The 16,318-nt window shown below is 58.9% G+C and carries 11 protein-coding genes and 1 pseudogene; 7 read left to right on the top strand and 5 right to left on the bottom strand.

Annotated features, from left to right (window positions below):
- The first annotated feature begins 73 nt into the window (after window positions 1-73).
- From DFP86_RS10705 to DFP86_RS10695, 3 genes and pseudogenes are all read left to right on the top strand, one after another.
- Window positions 74-278 (top strand): annotated as a pseudogene (locus DFP86_RS10705) (cold-shock protein).
- 617 nt (window positions 279-895) lie between these two features.
- Window positions 896-2,215: a cadaverine/lysine antiporter gene (gene cadB / locus DFP86_RS10700; RefSeq protein WP_133681019.1), complete on the top strand. Its 1,320-nt coding sequence runs from the start codon at window positions 896-898 to the stop codon at window positions 2,213-2,215.
- Between the two features lie 72 nt (window positions 2,216-2,287).
- On the top strand, window positions 2,288-4,426 hold the full coding sequence (locus tag DFP86_RS10695) for a lysine decarboxylase LdcC (RefSeq protein WP_133681017.1): 2,139 nt from the start codon (window positions 2,288-2,290) through the stop codon (window positions 4,424-4,426).
- A gap of 112 nt (window positions 4,427-4,538) precedes the next feature.
- Here the strand turns inward: DFP86_RS10695 and DFP86_RS10690 are convergent, their stop codons facing one another.
- Both DFP86_RS10690 and icd read right to left on the bottom strand, forming a co-directional pair.
- A complete protein-coding gene (locus tag DFP86_RS10690; RefSeq protein ID WP_133681015.1) occupies window positions 4,539-5,435 on the bottom strand; it encodes a LysR substrate-binding domain-containing protein in 897 nt (298 codons plus the stop codon).
- Between the two features lie 278 nt (window positions 5,436-5,713).
- Window positions 5,714-6,961: an NADP-dependent isocitrate dehydrogenase gene (icd, locus tag DFP86_RS10685; protein ID WP_133681012.1), complete on the bottom strand. Its 1,248-nt coding sequence runs from the start codon at window positions 6,959-6,961 to the stop codon at window positions 5,714-5,716.
- Window positions 6,962-7,188: 227 nt separating this feature from the next.
- Between icd and DFP86_RS10680 the strand changes: the two genes are divergently transcribed.
- Together DFP86_RS10680 and aceK are read left to right on the top strand one after the other, a co-directional pair.
- A complete protein-coding gene (locus DFP86_RS10680) occupies window positions 7,189-7,836 on the top strand; it encodes a pseudouridine synthase (RefSeq protein ID WP_133681011.1) in 648 nt (215 codons plus the stop codon).
- 43 nt (window positions 7,837-7,879) lie between these two features.
- Window positions 7,880-9,643 carry a bifunctional isocitrate dehydrogenase kinase/phosphatase gene (gene aceK, locus DFP86_RS10675; RefSeq protein WP_133681009.1) on the top strand — a complete coding sequence of 588 codons (1,764 nt, stop codon included), beginning with the start codon at window positions 7,880-7,882 and terminating at the stop codon, window positions 9,641-9,643.
- Window positions 9,644-9,698: 55 nt separating this feature from the next.
- On the opposite strand, the gene DFP86_RS10670 is transcribed toward aceK, so the two are convergent.
- The 3 genes from DFP86_RS10670 to DFP86_RS10660 form a co-directional block, all read right to left on the bottom strand.
- Complete coding sequence (locus tag DFP86_RS10670) at window positions 9,699-10,139, bottom strand: hypothetical protein (RefSeq protein WP_133681007.1); 441 nt, start codon at window positions 10,137-10,139, stop codon at window positions 9,699-9,701.
- 67 nt (window positions 10,140-10,206) lie between these two features.
- Window positions 10,207-12,753: a DNA mismatch repair protein MutS gene (gene mutS / locus DFP86_RS10665; RefSeq protein WP_133681005.1), complete on the bottom strand. Its 2,547-nt coding sequence runs from the start codon at window positions 12,751-12,753 to the stop codon at window positions 10,207-10,209.
- A gap of 144 nt (window positions 12,754-12,897) precedes the next feature.
- Window positions 12,898-14,046, bottom strand: a complete 1,149-nt coding sequence (locus tag DFP86_RS10660) for a porin (protein ID WP_166642229.1) — start codon at window positions 14,044-14,046, stop codon at window positions 12,898-12,900.
- A 276-nt stretch (window positions 14,047-14,322) separates the two neighbouring features.
- Here DFP86_RS10660 and DFP86_RS10655 point away from each other — a divergent pair, with 276 nt between their 5' ends.
- Window positions 14,323-14,781, top strand: coding sequence for a MarR family transcriptional regulator (locus DFP86_RS10655; RefSeq protein ID WP_133681001.1), 459 nt, complete (start codon window positions 14,323-14,325; stop codon window positions 14,779-14,781).
- Between the two features lie 12 nt (window positions 14,782-14,793).
- The gene (locus tag DFP86_RS10650; RefSeq protein ID WP_208108307.1) at window positions 14,794-16,311 is read left to right on the top strand and encodes a DHA2 family efflux MFS transporter permease subunit; all 1,518 of its coding nucleotides are present in this window, start codon (window positions 14,794-14,796) and stop codon (window positions 16,309-16,311) included.
- Window positions 16,312-16,318: the final 7 nt, after the last annotated feature.

Below are 16,318 nucleotides of genomic sequence, written 5' to 3'. Positions count from 1 at the left end.
TAATTGGAATGCATGAGAAAACGTTAAGCTTTTGTTGGTCGGCCTCACCAGCCTGTTTATGCAAGGAAGTGAAATGGCAACTGGTATCGTCAAATGGTTCAACGACGCAAAGGGCTTCGGTTTCATCACCCCCGATGAAGGTGGTAGAAGATCTGTTCGCTCACTTCTCGGCCATCAACATGCAAGGCTTCAAGTCCCTGAAGGAAGGGCAACGTGTAAGCTTTGACATCGTCAATGGTCCGAAAGGCAAGCAAGCGTCGAACATCCAGGCTGTTTAATCTCCCTTTCAGGTTGAGGGAGGGTCGAGTTTTCTCGACAACTGGATCTAGATGAACCCGCCACAAGCGGGTTTTTTCTTTGCTTTTTTTCCGCAGTCCCTCACGCGCAGTGCGATTTTTGCGACGTGAATTTCCATTCTGCATCCTGCCGTATCCCCCTGTTTCTCGACATGCTGTCGACATTGTGCGCTTGCGGTATCTTCGCCGCGAAAAACCATTTCATTGCCAATGTTATTGGGTTGGCATCTTGAATAATATTTTATAAAACAATGTGTTGCCTAATTTTTTGATGCGAATGTTGCATGGCGCGATGTTGGGTCGTCTATTGTGCTAATTAAGTAGAATTTGCTGTTTTGATACCGTGAGTGGGTAAGTTTCACTTAATTAGAGATTCATTATTAATTTATTTTCTGTTGTTCAGACTAGTCCTACACTTGCCTCGTGCTCAAGGAAGCACCTCTCGAACGAAAGCAACCATCCGCCGCCCGGGCAACGCGCCGACGTCTGGCGGATTCGCAGCTTGATCTCTTTCCAGAGAAACACAGAAAAGGCGCAGGCCAGGCACAGCCCACCGTTGCCGGCACTGACAAGCCTAAACCCTGAGGTACTTGAAGACTATGACTACGACACCCAAGAAAATCGGTTTGCTCGCCTGTATCGGCGTCGTTGCCGGCAACATGATGGGGAGCGGTATTGCCCTGTTGCCCGCCAACCTGGCTCACATCGGTTCCGTCTCCATCTGGAGCTGGATCATTTGCATGTTCGGCGCTATGTGCCTTGCTTATGTCTATGCCCGTCTTGGCACGGTCAACCCCCAACAAGGCGGTCCGATTGCCTACGCCGGTGAAGTTTCCCCGGCCTTCGGCTTCCAGACCGGCGTGCTGTACTACCACGCCAACTGGATCGGTAACCTGGCAATCGCCATCACTGGCGTCGCCTACATGTCGACCTTCTTCCCGATCCTGAACCAACCGTGGCCGGCTACCATTGCCTCGGTCGTCATCGTCTGGATCTTTACCTTTGTCAACCTGATGGGTGGCACCTGGGTCAGCCGTCTGACCTCGCTGGGTCTGATCCTGATCCTGATCCCGGTGGTTCTGACCGCAACCGTGGGTTGGGGCTGGTTCGACGCGCACACCTACATGGTTAACTGGAATACTTCCGGCAAGAGCGACAGCTCGGCGATGGTTAGCGCTGTGATCCTGTGCCTGTGGGCCTTCGTCGGTGTCGAGTCCGCTTCCGTGTCGACCGGTCTGGTCGACAACCCGAAGCGCACCGTACCGCTCGCCACCATGCTGGGTACCGGTCTGGCCGGTCTGGTGTACATCTCCTCGACTCAAGCCATCAGCGGCATGTTCCCGGCCAAGGAAATGGCTGCTGCGGGTGCGCCGTTCGCCCTGGCTACCAGCCACATGTTCGGTAACTGGGCTGCGCCGGTTGTGTCCGCGTTCGCCGCATTTGCCTGCTTCACCTCGCTCGGCTCGTGGATGATGCTGGTGGGCGAAGCCGGTCGTCGTGCTGCTGCCGACGGCAACTTCCCGGCCATCTATGGCAAGACCGACAAGAATGGCGTTGCACGCAGCGGCCTGTTGCTGGCTTCGGTCAAGATGACCGCGCTGTTGATCCTGCTGAACGTGTTTGCCGGTACCGGCAACGCCTCCGGCCTGTTCAACGAACTGACCTCGATTGCCGTACTGCTGACTCTGCTGCCGTACTTCTACAGCTGCGTAAACCTGATCCGTTTCGAAGGCATGACCACCAAGAGCATCGTCAGCCTGATCGCCTGCGTCGTGGGCAGTGCGTTCTGCCTGGTCGGCCTGGCCGGCGCCGATGCGACCCCGTTGATGGGTACGTTCATCGTCTCGCTGATCATCCTGATGTTCTATGCACGCAAGATGGGCCAGCGCCAAGCAGTTACCGCGGAGGCTAGCGCCTAACCGCAGCCGGAATCCGTACCCGGCTGGAGGGCTCCCGCCGGGTGCTGTAAACCCCAAGAAAGGGACTCATGTATGAAAACCATTCTGATTCTGACCAGTAACGATGCACCGCAGTTCAAAGTCGAACCGATTCAGGAATTGCACGCCGTCATGGCTGAAGCCGGCTACGATGTAGTCTATCCGGACAGCAAGTGCGACGCGCTCAAGTTGATTGAGCAAAACCCGCGTGTTGCCGCCGTGCTGTTCGATTGGGACGATTTCGGCCTGGCGCTGTGCAGCGAAATCAGCAATCTGAATGAAAAGCTGCCGCTGTTCGGTTTTGCCAACCAGAATACCGTTCTGGATGTCTCGCTGACCGAACTGCGTCTGAACTTGAACTTCTTCGAATACCACCTGGATCAGTCCGAAGATATCTTCGTGACGATCGATCAGGGTATTCGCGCCTACGTTGACGACATCGTGCCGCCTTTCACCAAGGCGCTGTTCAAGTATGTCGAATCCAACAAGTACACCTTCTGCACCCCGGGTCACCTGGGCGGCTCGGCTTTCCTGAAGAGCCCGGTCGGCAGCGTGTTCTACGATTTCTACGGCCCGAACGTGTTCAAGGCCGACGTTTCGGTATCCATGCCGGAACTGGGCTCCCTGCTTGACCACTCCGGTCCGCATCGCGAAGCCGAGGAATACATCGCCAAGGTCTTCAATGCGACCAACAGCTACATCGTGACCAACGGCACCTCGACCGCCAACAAGATCGTCGGCATGTTCGCGGCACCGGCCGGCAGCACCATCATGGTCGACCGTAACTGCCACAAGTCGCTCACCCATCTGATGATGATGAGCAACGTGACCCCGATCTACTTCCGTCCGACCCGCAACGCCTACGGCATCCTCGGCGGTATCCCGAAGAGCGAGTTCACCCGCGAAGTGATCGAAGAGAAGATCGCCGAAACCCCGAACGCCACCTGGCCGACCTACGCCGTGGTGACCAACAGTACCTACGACGGCCTGCTGTACAACACCGAGTGGATCAAGAAGACCCTCGACGTCAAGCACATGCACTTCGACAGCGCCTGGGTACCGTACACCAACTTCCACCCGATGTACCAAGGCAAGTACGGTATGAGCGGTGAAACCGTGCCGGGTAAGGTCGTCTACGAAACCCAGTCGACCCACAAGTTGCTGGCCGCCTTCTCGCAAGCCTCGATGATTCACATCAAGGGCCAAGTGGATCATGAAACCTTCAACGAATCGTTCATGATGCACACGTCGACCTCGCCGCAATACGGCATCGTGGCATCGACCGAAGTCGCCGCGGCGATGATGAAGGGCAATGCCGGTCGCCGCCTGATCGAGAACTCGGTTGAACGCGCACTGAACTTCCGCAAGGAAATCAAGAAGCTGCGTACCGAGACCAAGGGTTGGTTCTTCGACGTATGGCAGCCGGACACCATCGACGGTCCGGATTGCTGGCCGCTCAAGCCGACCGATGGCTGGCACGGCTTCAAGAACATCGATGCCGACCACATGTACCTCGATCCGATCAAGGTCACCGTCCTGACCCCGGGCATGAGCAAGCAAGGTACGCTGGAAGACACCGGTATCCCGGCTTCCATCGTGTCCAAGTACCTGGACGACCACGGCATCGTGGTGGAAAAGACCGGTCCGTACAACCTGCTGTTCCTGTTCTCGATCGGTATCGACAAGTCCAAGTCGCTGAAGCTGCTGCGCACGTTGACCGAGTTCAAGCGCGGTTACGACCTGAACCTGAAGGTCAAGGTCATGCTGCCGAGCCTGTACAACGAGCACCCGTCGTTCTACGAAGACATGCGCATCCAGGATCTGGCACAAGGCATCCACAAGCTGATGCGCAAGTTCAACCTGCCGGAAATGATGTACCACGCCTTCGAAGTGCTGCCGCAGCAAGAAATGACGCCGCACCAAGCCTTCCAGCGCGTACTGAAGGATCAGACCGAAGAAGTTTACGTCGAAGAGCTGGTTGGCCAAGTCAACGCCAACATGATCTTGCCGTATCCTCCGGGCGTGCCGTTGGTTCTGCCGGGCGAAGTGATCACCGAGGACAGCGTTGCGGTGCTGGACTTCCTGCTGATGCTGATCGAAGTCGGCAAGCACTATCCGGGCTTCGACACCGACATTCACGGTGCTTACAAGCAAGACGACGGCCGTTACAAGGTCAAGGTCATCAAGCGCTAAAGCAGCTAGTTGGTGGTTTTACCAAAAAACCCTTCCACTCGGTGGAAGGGTTTTTTTATTTATGCGGGGAGGCGGGCGCCAGTTCCCCGGCGCCCGCGATGGGCGGTTCGCTTCAGCGAGGGTTTTGCTGGCGGTAGGTCTCGAGAAAATCTAGCAGCGCCTGCAGCTCTGGACCGATGTATTTCTCGCTATAGGTGGCGATGCAGAACTCGCGGTGGAATCGCTCGCGCATCGGCAGCGCGCGCACCAGGTTATGGGCGATCGCCTGGGTGACGGCGATTTTTGAGACGAATGCCAGGCCGATGCCGTGGATCACGCTATTGATAATGGCCTCGGTGGCATTGATCTCCATCGCGATGTGCGGATGCTTGAGCCTACGCCCGATATGGAAATCAAACTGTTCGCGGCTGCCGGAGCCTTGCTCGCGCGCAACCCAAAGTTGCTTGTCCAGATCGGCGATTTCCAGTTCGCTCGCCATGCCGAGTGTCGAATCCGGCGGTGCAATGACGATCATCTCGTCGGACAGCCAAGGCAGCTTGTTCAGCGTGACATCCTGAACATCCTTTTCCATGATCGCCACGTCAAGCTCGGTGGTCTGCAGCTTGGCGCACAGGTCGCCGGTACTGCCGACGAACAAGGAGGGGTAACCGACGCCGAGCTCCTGATGGAAGCGCTGCAGGACGTTCGGCAGCAGGTAGTTGCCAATGGTCTTGGTGGTGCCGATCTTGATGTTCTTGTAATTCTCGAAGTCGCTGCTGAAGAAATTCTCGATCTGGTTGATGCGCTGAATCAGTTCGTCGATATAGGGCAATAGTTGCTTGCCCTCGGAATTCAGGATCAAGCGGTTGCTCACGCGATGGAACAGTTTTCGGCCGAACTGACGCTCCAGTTCCTGCAGCGTTTGCGACACTGCGGGACGGGTGAGGAACAATTTTTCCGATGCATTGGCAATCGAGCCTTCCTGTGCCACGGCCAGCAAGGCGCGCAATTGTCGAATGGTGATATTCATAGCACTCCGGCGGTGTGAAAGCGTTCTGTTTCAAGATATGTGAAACGGGAGAAGATGCCAGCTGCGAGACATCGCATCACGGGCTTCTTCAGTGGACGCAGCTTGCCGGGGGTAGTGGTCTGACTGGGCAGCAGAGGGTTATGCGTCCGGTGTTATATTTTTTTTAAATTATAACATTTCCGAATAAAGGATGTGGGGTGTGCCCCGAGCCGAGGCAACGGCAGGCAAAAAAAACCCGCGAGCGGTCTCGCGGGTTCGATCTGTCTGTCCAGCAACGATTACATACGGGCGATCATCGCGTCGCCGAAGGCCGAGCAACTAACTTCGTTGGCACCGTCCATCAGGCGGGCGAAGTCGTAGGTCACCTGCTTGTCGGCGATGGCGCGTTCCATGCCCTTGATCACCAGATCGGCGGCTTCGAGCCAGCCCAGGTGGCGCAGCATCATTTCGGCCGACAGGATCAAAGAGCCCGGATTGACCTTATCCTGGCCGGCATACTTCGGTGCGGTGCCATGGGTGGCTTCGAACACGGCGTACTGGTCGGAGATGTTGGCGCCCGGTGCGATGCCGATACCACCAACTTGCGCGGCCAGCGCGTCCGAGATGTAGTCGCCGTTCAAGTTCAGGGTGGCGATCACATCGTATTCGGCCGGACGCAGCAGGATCTGCTGCAAGAAGGCGTCGGCGATCGCATCTTTGACGACGATCTCGCGACCGGTCTTCGGGTTCGTGAACTTGCACCACGGGCCGCCGTCGATCGGCTCGGCGCCGAATTCGTTCTTGGCCAGCGCATAGGCCCAGTCGCGGAAGCCACCTTCGGTGAACTTCATGATGTTGCCCTTGTGCACGAAGGTCACGCTCTTGCGATCGTTGTCGATGGCGTAGCGGATGGCTGCGCGCACCAGGCGCTCGGTGCCCTGGCGCGAGACCGGCTTGATGCCGATGCCGGAGGTTTCCGGGAAGCGGATCTTCTTGACGCCCATCTCGGTCTGCAGGAAGTGGATCAGCTTCTTGGCGTTGTCGGACTCGGCCTGCCATTCGATGCCGGCGTAAATGTCCTCGGTATTTTCGCGGTAGATCACCATATCGGTGAGTTCCGGCTGCTTCAGCGGGCTGGGCACCCCCTTGAAATAACGCACCGGGCGTACGCACTGATACAGATCCAGTTCCTGGCGCAGCGCCACGTTCAGCGAGCGGATGCCGCCGCCGACCGGCGTGGTCATCGGGCCCTTGATCGATACCGAGTATTCCTTGAGCGCGGCGAAGGTTTCCGCCGGCAGCCACTCGTCCGGGCCGTACAGGCGGGTCGACTTCTCGCCGGCATACACTTCCATCCAGTGGATCTTGCGCTGGCCGCCATAGGCCTTTTCGACCGCGGCGTCGATCACCTTGATCATGACCGGCGTGATGTCGACACCAATGCCGTCGCCTTCGATGAACGGAATGATCGGGTTGTTCGGAATCGATTGCCCCGGGACGATTCTCTGTCCGCCGGCAGGCACTTTGATGAGGGATTGGACGCTCATGCCTTCTCCATTGTTGGTGGGTGCTGGTGGCTACCAGGAAATATGCCCCCGCCAGTCTGGCCGGGGTGTTCGAGGTGTCCGGAGTTGCGCGCGGATCGTCGACGATCGCTTCGGGAAGCGGTCACGAGACCGCGCCGGAGAAGCCGGATAATGACCACAGCTTATTGTTATACCGTTTCTCCTTAACCTTGATATTATCGTGTAATTCATTCGCATTCGCCAGACCCATGCCCGAACTGATCCTGCTGAATAAGCCATATGGCGTAATTTGCCAATTTTCGCAACACGAATTGCATAAGACACTCAAGGATTATGTCCAGGTTCCGGGCTTCTATCCGGCTGGCCGATTGGATACCGACAGCGAGGGACTGTTGCTGCTGACCGACGACGGCACGCTGCAACATCGCATCAGCGACCCACGCTGGAAACTGCCGAAAACCTATTGGGTGCAGGTCGAGGGCGTGCCGAGCGACGAGCAGCTCGCGCAACTGCGGCAAGGCGTCGACCTGGGCGACTTCGTCACGCGGCCGGCTGAGTGCGAGCGCTTGGATTCTCCCGACATTTGGCCGCGCACGCCACCGATTCGCAGCCGAAAAACGGTGCCCGATAGCTGGATTGCGCTGACCATCAGCGAAGGCAAGAACCGCCAAGTGCGGCGCATGACCGCCAAAGTCGGCTTGCCGACACTGCGCTTGGTGCGCGTTGCGATCGGCCCCTGGCGGCTCGATGGCCTGGCGCCAGGGGAGATGCGCCGGTTGCAAATCCGTCTTGAAGATTTGCCTCGGGTGAAGCATGCTGTTGGCATCAATAGATCGGCAGGCGCGTCACATCGCCTAGCCAGAAACGATGGCGGAGGTGGTCGTCGGGGCGGATGAGCGATGGTCACCGCGCGCCGGACGACTGCCAGGGGGAGAGACGATGCAGATTCCCGAGTATTACAACCCGGTGGCGCGCGACATCGCGCTGGCGCTGATTGCGGGGTTCGACAAGCACTATCGGCTGTTTCGCGAATGCTCGCAAAGCGCCAAGACGCGCTTTGACCAGGCAGACTGGCAGGGCATCCAGAAGACGATCCGTGATCGTATCCAGTTTTACGATCAACGTGTCAGCGAAACCGTCGAGTTGTTGCATCGCGATTTCCACGCCGAGTTGCTCGACAACGAAATCTGGCAGCAGGCCAAGCTGTACTACATCGGCCTGCTATGCAACCACAAGCAGCCGGAGTTGGCCGAAACCTTCTTCAATTCCGTCTTCACCCGTATTCTGCACCGCGACTACTTCAACAACGACTTCATCTTTCTGCGTCCGGCGATCTCCACCGAGTACATCGAATCCAATCCGCCTTCCTATCGTAGTTACTACCCGGCGAGTCAGGGACTACAGCAGACGCTGCGGCAGATCGTGGCGGACTTCGGTTGGACACGGCCATTCGCCAACTTGCGGCGCGACTTGGCCCTGGTGCTGCGCACCGTCAACCACTACCTGGAAGGGAAGGTACCGAGACGCGAGGCCAATCTGCAGATCCAGGTGCTGTCTTCGGCGTTCTACCGCAACAAGACCGCCTACCTGTTCGGCAAGGTGATCAACGGCTATGCCTCTTATCCGTTTGCCGTACCGGTATTGCATGACGCGGCCGGTAAATTGTTTCTCGACACCATCTTGCTCGAGCCTTGGCGTATCGGCGTACTATTTTCCTTCAGCCATGCCTACTTCCTGGTCGATATGGAAGTGCCGTCCGGCTACGTGCAGTTTTTACGAAGCATGCTGCCGACCAAGAGCAAGGCGGAGCTCTATACCATGATCGGGCTTCAGAAGCAGGGCAAGAATATCTTCTACCGCGATTTCATCCAGCACCTGCAGCATTCCAACGATCTGTTCATGATCGCGCCCGGCATCCGCGGCCTGGTGATGCTGGTATTTACCCTGCCGTCCTTTCCCTATGTGTTCAAGCTGATCAAGGATGTGTTCGGGTCGACCAAGGAACTCGATCGCACCACGGTGCGAGCCAAGTATCGGCTAGTGAAACGGCACGACCGGGTCGGGCGCATGGCGGACACGCTGGAGTTTTCCAACGTGGGCTTCCCCAAGGCGCGTTTTACCGAGGAGCTACTGCAGGAGTTGCGTAGCCTCGCGCCGTCGATGATCGAAGAGACCGAGCACACCATCATCATTCATCACCTGTACATCGAACGGCGCATGAAGCCGCTCAATCTTTATCTGCAGTCGGCGACGCCGGAGGAGCGTGAACAGGCGGTGATCGAATACGGCAACGCCATCAAGGAGCTGGCCACGGCCAACATCTTCCCCGGTGACATGCTGTTCAAGAATTTTGGTGTGACACGCTATGGGCGGGTGATTTTCTACGATTACGACGAAATCGAATACATGACCGACTGCCAGTTCCGCCGTATCCCGGCGGCCCCTACGCCGGAGATGGAAATGTCCGGCGAGGTCTGGTACCCCGTGGCGCGCAACGATGTTTTTCCAGAGGAGTTCGGCACTTTCCTGCTGGGCGACGCCGAAGTGCGCAAGATTTTCCTGCAGCACCATCGCGACTTGCTCGACCCCGCGTTTTGGCAGGACAAGCAGCGCCGGGTGCGCGAGGGCAATATCGAGGACTTCTACCCGTATCCGGAAGAGATGCGCTTCGCCAATCGCTATCCGAGCCGTTTCATGCTCTGAATGCCGGCACGGAGAGCGTGCCGGCAGCCGGTGTTGAGCGCGAAGGGGTTAAAACTCAGGCACTACCCTGCGGCGGGCAGATATGTTCTTGAAAGTAGGCCACCGGGCCTGCGCTGGTCAGGCCAATGTGAAAACAACTCGTGCTGGGAAATGTTTGCCCCGGGGTTTCGGCGGCGCGCAACATTTCGAATAACACTTCCACTTCCTTGAAGTTTTTCGCGAGCCTAACGTTGCCGTCGATCCACTGCCGCAAAACCTCGGTTTGTGGATGGTCGCAATCGAGCGTCAGTGAACAAGACGGACAGCTGACCAGCCCAATGCCGGGAGGTAGCGTGACGTCTCGCTGTTCAAGCTGCTCGCGGGCGAACTGATCGAACTTGCTGAGTTGTCGTTGAGCACGACGGCGGATGGCGGTAAGCGTGACCCCCCCCTTTTCGGCAGCCGGACCGAAAATCCGCTGCAGGCCGGGATTATCTCCGGCATGACTGGTTGGCATGATTGAATCCTCAAATCAATATCTGGTGCTTTCTCATTCTAGGCAATTCGAGCGGAATTGCCGGAAATTAATCCAGACATTGCTTGAGTTCGAACAACATCGATAAAGCCTGGCGTGGTGTGAGCTCGTCCGGGTCGATGTCCATCAGCCGCTCAAGCGCTGGGTGCGGCTCCGCTTCCGCCGGTGCCGGCACGGCCATGGCGAACAGGTCTGGCTGATTGCTGGCCGCCTGGTTTTCCAACTCCACCAGGTGGCGGCGCGCATCGCGGATCACTTTGGCCGGTACCCCGGCCAGTTGGGCCACCGCCAGGCCATAGCTTTGACTTGCCGGACCTTCTTCCACATGGTGCAGGAACACGATGCGATCCTTGTGTTCGACCGCCGACAGGTGCACGTTGGCCACGGACGGATAATCGCTGGCCAATCGGGTCAACTCGAAATAGTGCGTGGCGAACAGCGTGTAGGCCCGGTTCTTTTCGATCAGTGCCTTGGCGATTGCCCAGGCCAGCGCCAGACCGTCGAAGGTCGAGGTGCCGCGGCCGACCTCGTCCATCAGTACCAGGCTTTGCTCGCTGGCGTTGTTGAGGATGTTGGCGGTTTCGGTCATTTCCACCATAAAGGTCGAGCGACCGCCCGCCAGGTCGTCTGAGGCGCCGATTCGAGTGAAAATGCGATCGATCGGCCCCATGACGACGCTTTCGGCCGGCACGAAACTGCCGATGTGCGCCAGCAGCGTGATCAGTGCCGTCTGGCGCATATAGGTCGACTTACCGCCCATGTTCGGCCCGGTGATCAACAGCAGCTTGCGTGCCGCACCGAGGCAGGTGTCGTTGGCAATGAAGCTGTCTACCTGGCTTTCCACCACCGGATGGCGTCCCTCGCGGATTTCCAATAGCGGTTGCGCGACGAACGTCGGTTCGACATAGCCGAATACATCGGCTGTCTGAGCGAAGGCGGCCAGGACATCGACGGTTGCCACCGCCGAGGCGACACGCTTGAGCGTACCGATGCTGGCGGCCAAGATCTCCAGTAGCGCCTCGTATAACTGTTTCTCCAGTGCCAGCGAGCGATCTTGCGCCGACAACGCCTTGTCTTCGAACTCTTTCAGTTCCGGCGTAATGTAGCGCTCGGCGTTCTTCAACGTCTGACGGCGGCGGTAATCGTCCGGCACATTGTCGGATTGCGCCTTGCTGACTTCGATGTAGAAACCGTGCACGCGGTTGAATTCCACCTTGAGCGACGCGATGCCGCTCCTTTCGCGCTCGCGAGCCTCCAACTGCAGCAAAAATTCGCCGCAGTTGGTCTGAATGGCGCGTAGTTCGTCGAGTTCGGCCGAGTAACCATGATTGATCACCCCGCCATCGCGCAGGAAGGTGGCTGGCTCGGGCAGTACGGCTTGGCAGAGGATGTCGATCAGGCCAGCCGCTCGCGGCAGCTCGGCGGCCAGTTCGGCGATCAGCGCGCTTTCGGCTTGCGGTAGACGCGGCGTCACATCGGCGAGCTTAATCAGCGAATCGCGTAGCGCCGACAAATCGCGCGGCCGAGCCGAGCGCAGTGCGATGCGGGCGCAGATGCGCTCGATGTCCGCTACTTCGCGCAGTGCTGCGAGCAGCGACTCGTGGCCGCCGAGTAGGGCGCGCACCGCCGTCAGGCGCTCGACGATCAGGTCTTGTTGGCGCAGCGGGTGGTGCAGCCAGTGGCGCAAGAGCCGGCTGCCCATCGCCGTGGCGCAGCGGTCGAGTTGCGAGAACAGCGTTGGGGCGCTTTCGCCGCGGATGGTTTCGGTCAGTTCCAGATTGCGCCGGGTTGCGGCGTCCATGCGGATCAGGTCGCGGCTGTCTTCCACCGACAGCGACATCAGGTGCGCCGGATTGGCGCCCTGGGTGGCCTTGACGTATTCCAGCAGCGCCCCCGCGGCGCCGACCGCCACTTTCAGCTCCTCGGCACCGAAGCCGGATAAGTCGCGCGTGCCGAAGTGGCGTGTCAGCGACTGGTGGCTGGACTGCGGGTCGAACTGCCAGGCCGGTAATTTTCGTATCGGCAGGTTCAGCGCTTGCAGCACGCCGATATCGCCGCCCTCCGGCAACAACAGCTCGGATGGCCGCAGACGTTCCAGTTCGCTGACCAGTTCGTCGCTGGCGGTTTCCATGACCTTGAATTCACCGCTGGCCAGCGATAGCCAGGCAAGCCCCAACCGGCCTTTGATGGCCTGTAGAGCCAGCACCAGCACATCGCGCTTTTCATCGAGGAAAGCCGCATCGGTTACGGTGCCCGGTGTCACGATGCGCGCCACGCGCCTCTCCAGCGGGCCCTTGGTGGTGGCCGGGTCGCCGAATTGTTCGCATATGGCCACCGACTCGCCAAGCTTGATCAGGCGGGCCAGGTATTGTTCTGCGGCGTGATAGGGCACGCCGGCCATTTTGATCGGATTGCCGGCGCTGGCGCCACGCGTGGTCAGCGTGATGTCCAGCAGGCGGGCGGCCTTTTCCGCGTCTTCAAAAAACAGTTCGTAGAAATCGCCCATGCGGTAGAACACCAGTTTGTCCGGGTGCTCGCGTTTGATGGCGAGGTATTGCTGCATGACAGGGGTATGTTTTGCGGTGGCGTCTGTCATTGATGTCGACCCTGTTTCCTGACGGCTGAGCCCGGCGACAGGCGGCGGGCAAATGAAAAAGAAAGGGCGAGGAGTGTGGCCTCGCCGGAAGGGGATTTTCTCACAGGCGCGCCGGCCGGGCTATATGGCTGGCGGCGATTGAATTCAGAACTTGTGGCTCAAGGTCAGGCTGGTACTGACAAACGTGGTCGAGCGCTGGTTGACGGCCGGGCTCGCCATTGCGGCGAAGGTCTGACGGCCGTGAGCGATGCCGGCGATCGTGCGCTTGGATAGGGGGTAGTCCATACCGACGATCCACTGCCGGTAGCCGGTCTGCTTCAGCGTGCCGCCGCCGGCGCGCTGATCCCAACCGTGCGCCAGCGTCAACTTCGGGGTATAGCGGCCGAAAGTCCGGGCGATGGACAACGCCACCTGGCGGGTAACCAGCCTGGCCTGTGCCGGCGAGCGCGCCTGGCCGTCGATGTCGATCGTGCTGCGACTGTCGCCCGACAGCCCATCGGTCCAATCGTAGCCGTGCGCCTGCTGCCAAGCCAGAGCAACCAGCCATAGATCGTCGCGGTAGCCGCCTTCCAGGTAATGCAGGTAGGCAGGCGACACGTCGCTATCCTGTTTCGGGCAGCTTTGGACACCGGCCGGTGTCGCGGCGGGCGCCGCGCTGCAGGGATTGGCTTCGCGTTGATAGGCATAGGCGGCGAACCATGCACCTGGGCGGTAGCTCAAGCCCAGCGAGAACATATCCGAGGCACGCGTACTGTCTTGCTGGCGGTTCTCGCCAAAGCCGTAGGCGATGTTGCCGCCGAATCCGTTGAACAGAGGCGTATCGAACCGGATGGCGTTCTTCATTCGCTGGCCTGGGTTAGTGAAGGTGTTGAGCCCGTCTGCGCCGAAGTTGTCAGCGGCCTGCTGGCCTGGTGTTTGGTCTGTGTACACCATCTTGCCGCCGGATTGCCACTGGTTGACCGTGTAGAGATCCTTGAGGGCGGAGTTGAGGTAGCCGATGCGCAACTTGCCGAGATCGGCATCCTCGAGTCCGACGAACGTTTCGTTCAAGCCAAACTTTTTGTTACCGTCCAGGCCGAGATCCCACTCGACTTGCCAGTGCGCCTTCAGCCCTTCCCCCAGCGATTCGTTGCCCTTGGCACCGAAGCTCGAGCCGGCGTCGTCCACATGGCCTTGACCGGCGCCTTGGCTATACGAGTGTCGGCTGACATTGGCTTTCAAGTCGCCATAGAGCGTGACGTCGGCCAGCGCCACGCCGGGAAGAAGGATGAAGGGGATGAATGAGGTGCGCATGATAGGGCTCCGAATATGATTACTAAGAGCCATTTAATTTAAATATGTTGTTAAAAATTGGTAGGGTGATTGGTGTTGCTTTTGTGGTAAACGGTGTGTTTGGGCTATGCGCCAAAAAATGTGTTGAGTCAATGGCATGCAATACCCGGGGCGAGTGGCAATTGGCCAGTAAAGTGTCGTGATCTGGCAACAGGTGGCGGGGCCGATTGTCCCCACCTTGGTTTGGATTTTTATGCTAATATTGTTAGGGTAAATATTATTAGCGTACTAATTAATATGTCTTCTCAATACGAGCGCTTCAGCGAGGCTCTGATCCATTTGCTGAAAAACTGGCGCAGCGCGTTGGATACCCGTTTCCGCCCTTTCGGGTTGTCGCAGGCGCGTTGGCACGTCTTGCTCAAGCTTTTGCGGGCCAATCAGATGCTGGCGCAATGCGACTTGGCATTGCGCGTGGGCATCGAACCCGCCTCTCTGGTACGTCTTTTGGACGCGTTGGAGCGCGAGGGGCTCGTGCGGCGCGAAGCCGACCCGCAGGATCGGCGCGCCAAACGCGTTTCGCTGACTGACGCCGGCCATGCTCTCGCCTTGGAGCTGGCGGCTATCGCCGATGTCATGCGCACCGAATTGCTCGCCAACGTTTCACCCGAGGCATTGACGCAGACCATCGAAGTGCTGGAGCTCCTGGAGCGCCAGGCGGCCAGTCTGCAAGAGCGCGACGCAGGGCATAACGATTGAGCCGGGATGGCCGTGGAACAGAACAAAGCCAGTCGCGTGCTGATCACTGTGGCCGTCATGTCGGCCACGATCATGCAGGCGCTCGATACCACGATCGTCAACGTCGCGCTGCCGCAAATGCAGGGCAACCTGGGGACGACCTCCGATCAGATCAGCTGGGTGCTGACCAGTTATCTGGTCGCCTCGGCCATCTTCATGCCGTTGACCGGCTATTTGACCGATAAACTCGGTCGGCGACGCTATCTGCTGTACTCGATCGCCGGCTTCGTGCTGTCGTCCATGCTATGCGGCATTGCGCAGAACCTGACGCAGATCGTGGCGTTCCGCCTGCTGCAGGGGGTGTTCGGCGCGGCGCTGGTGCCGCTATCTCAGGCCATCATGGCCGATACCTTTCCGTTGGCCGAGCGTGGCCGGGCCATGGCCATCTGGGGCATGGGCGTGATGCTCGGGCCAATCGGCGGACCGACGCTCGGCGGCTGGTTGACCGACGTACTCGACTGGCGCTGGACTTTCTACATCAATGTGCCGGTCGGTTTGATCTCGCTACTGTTGGCGCGTCGGGTCCCGGACACCCCGCGCCGCGAGCGCAGTGTCGACTGGATCGGGCTCTTCTTGCTGTCGCTCGGGATTGGCGGATTGCAGTTCGTGCTGGATCGAGGCAATACCGAAGACTGGTTCGAAAGCCGGCTGATCGTGGCTGTGGTGTTGGCCACATTGGTCGGTCTGATCGGCTTCGGTATTCGCGGCATGGTGTCGCGGCAGAAGCCGCTATTCGATCTGCACATCTTCCGCGACGGCAACTTTGCCGCCTCCAGTTTCGTCATCACCGCGCTCGGGCTCGCGATGTACGGTGCCATGGTGATCCAGCCGATCATGCTCGAGGGGCTGTTCCACTATCCGACGTTGTCTACCGGCCTGGTCATGGCGCCGCGCGGTATTGCCAGCATGGTCAGCATGATGATCATCGGACGGCTGGTGGCGAAGGTGGACGTGCGCTACTTGATCGGCGCCGGTATTCTGATCGGCGCTTCCGGCACCTGGGTCTGTACCCACTACACACTGGATACCGATACCTACTGGTTCGTCTGGCCTGTACTGCTGCAAGGGTTTGGCCTGGGGATGATCTGGGTGCCGTTGTCCACGCTGGCGCTGTCTACCCTGCCACCGGCATTGACCGCCGAGGCCGCTGGGCTTTTCAGCTTGCTGCGCACGATCGGCTCATCGATCGGTATTGCCGTCATCACCACCTTCTACACGCGCGATACCCAGGCGGCCTGGAATCACTTGGTGGGTTACTTCAACATCAATAATCCAGCACTCTGGCTTTACCTCAAGCAAAGCGGACGCTCGACGCTGGATGACAGTTCGGCCGCGCTATTGGCAAGTGAACTCGACCGCCAAGCGCATATGGTGGCGATCGTCGATGTCTACTGGTTGATTACCTTCAGTTTTCTGCTGATGTTGCCGCTGGTGTTATTGCTCCGGCGGCGGCGAAACGCAAGGCCCCATGTGGAGATGGGGCCGGAGTAAGACTCAA

Source organism: Paludibacterium purpuratum (assembly GCF_004363805.1).
Lineage (GTDB): Bacteria > Pseudomonadota > Gammaproteobacteria > Burkholderiales > Chromobacteriaceae > Paludibacterium > Paludibacterium purpuratum.
Note: the sequence above shows the minus strand (reverse complement) of the source record. Positions and strands in the feature narration are given on the sequence as shown.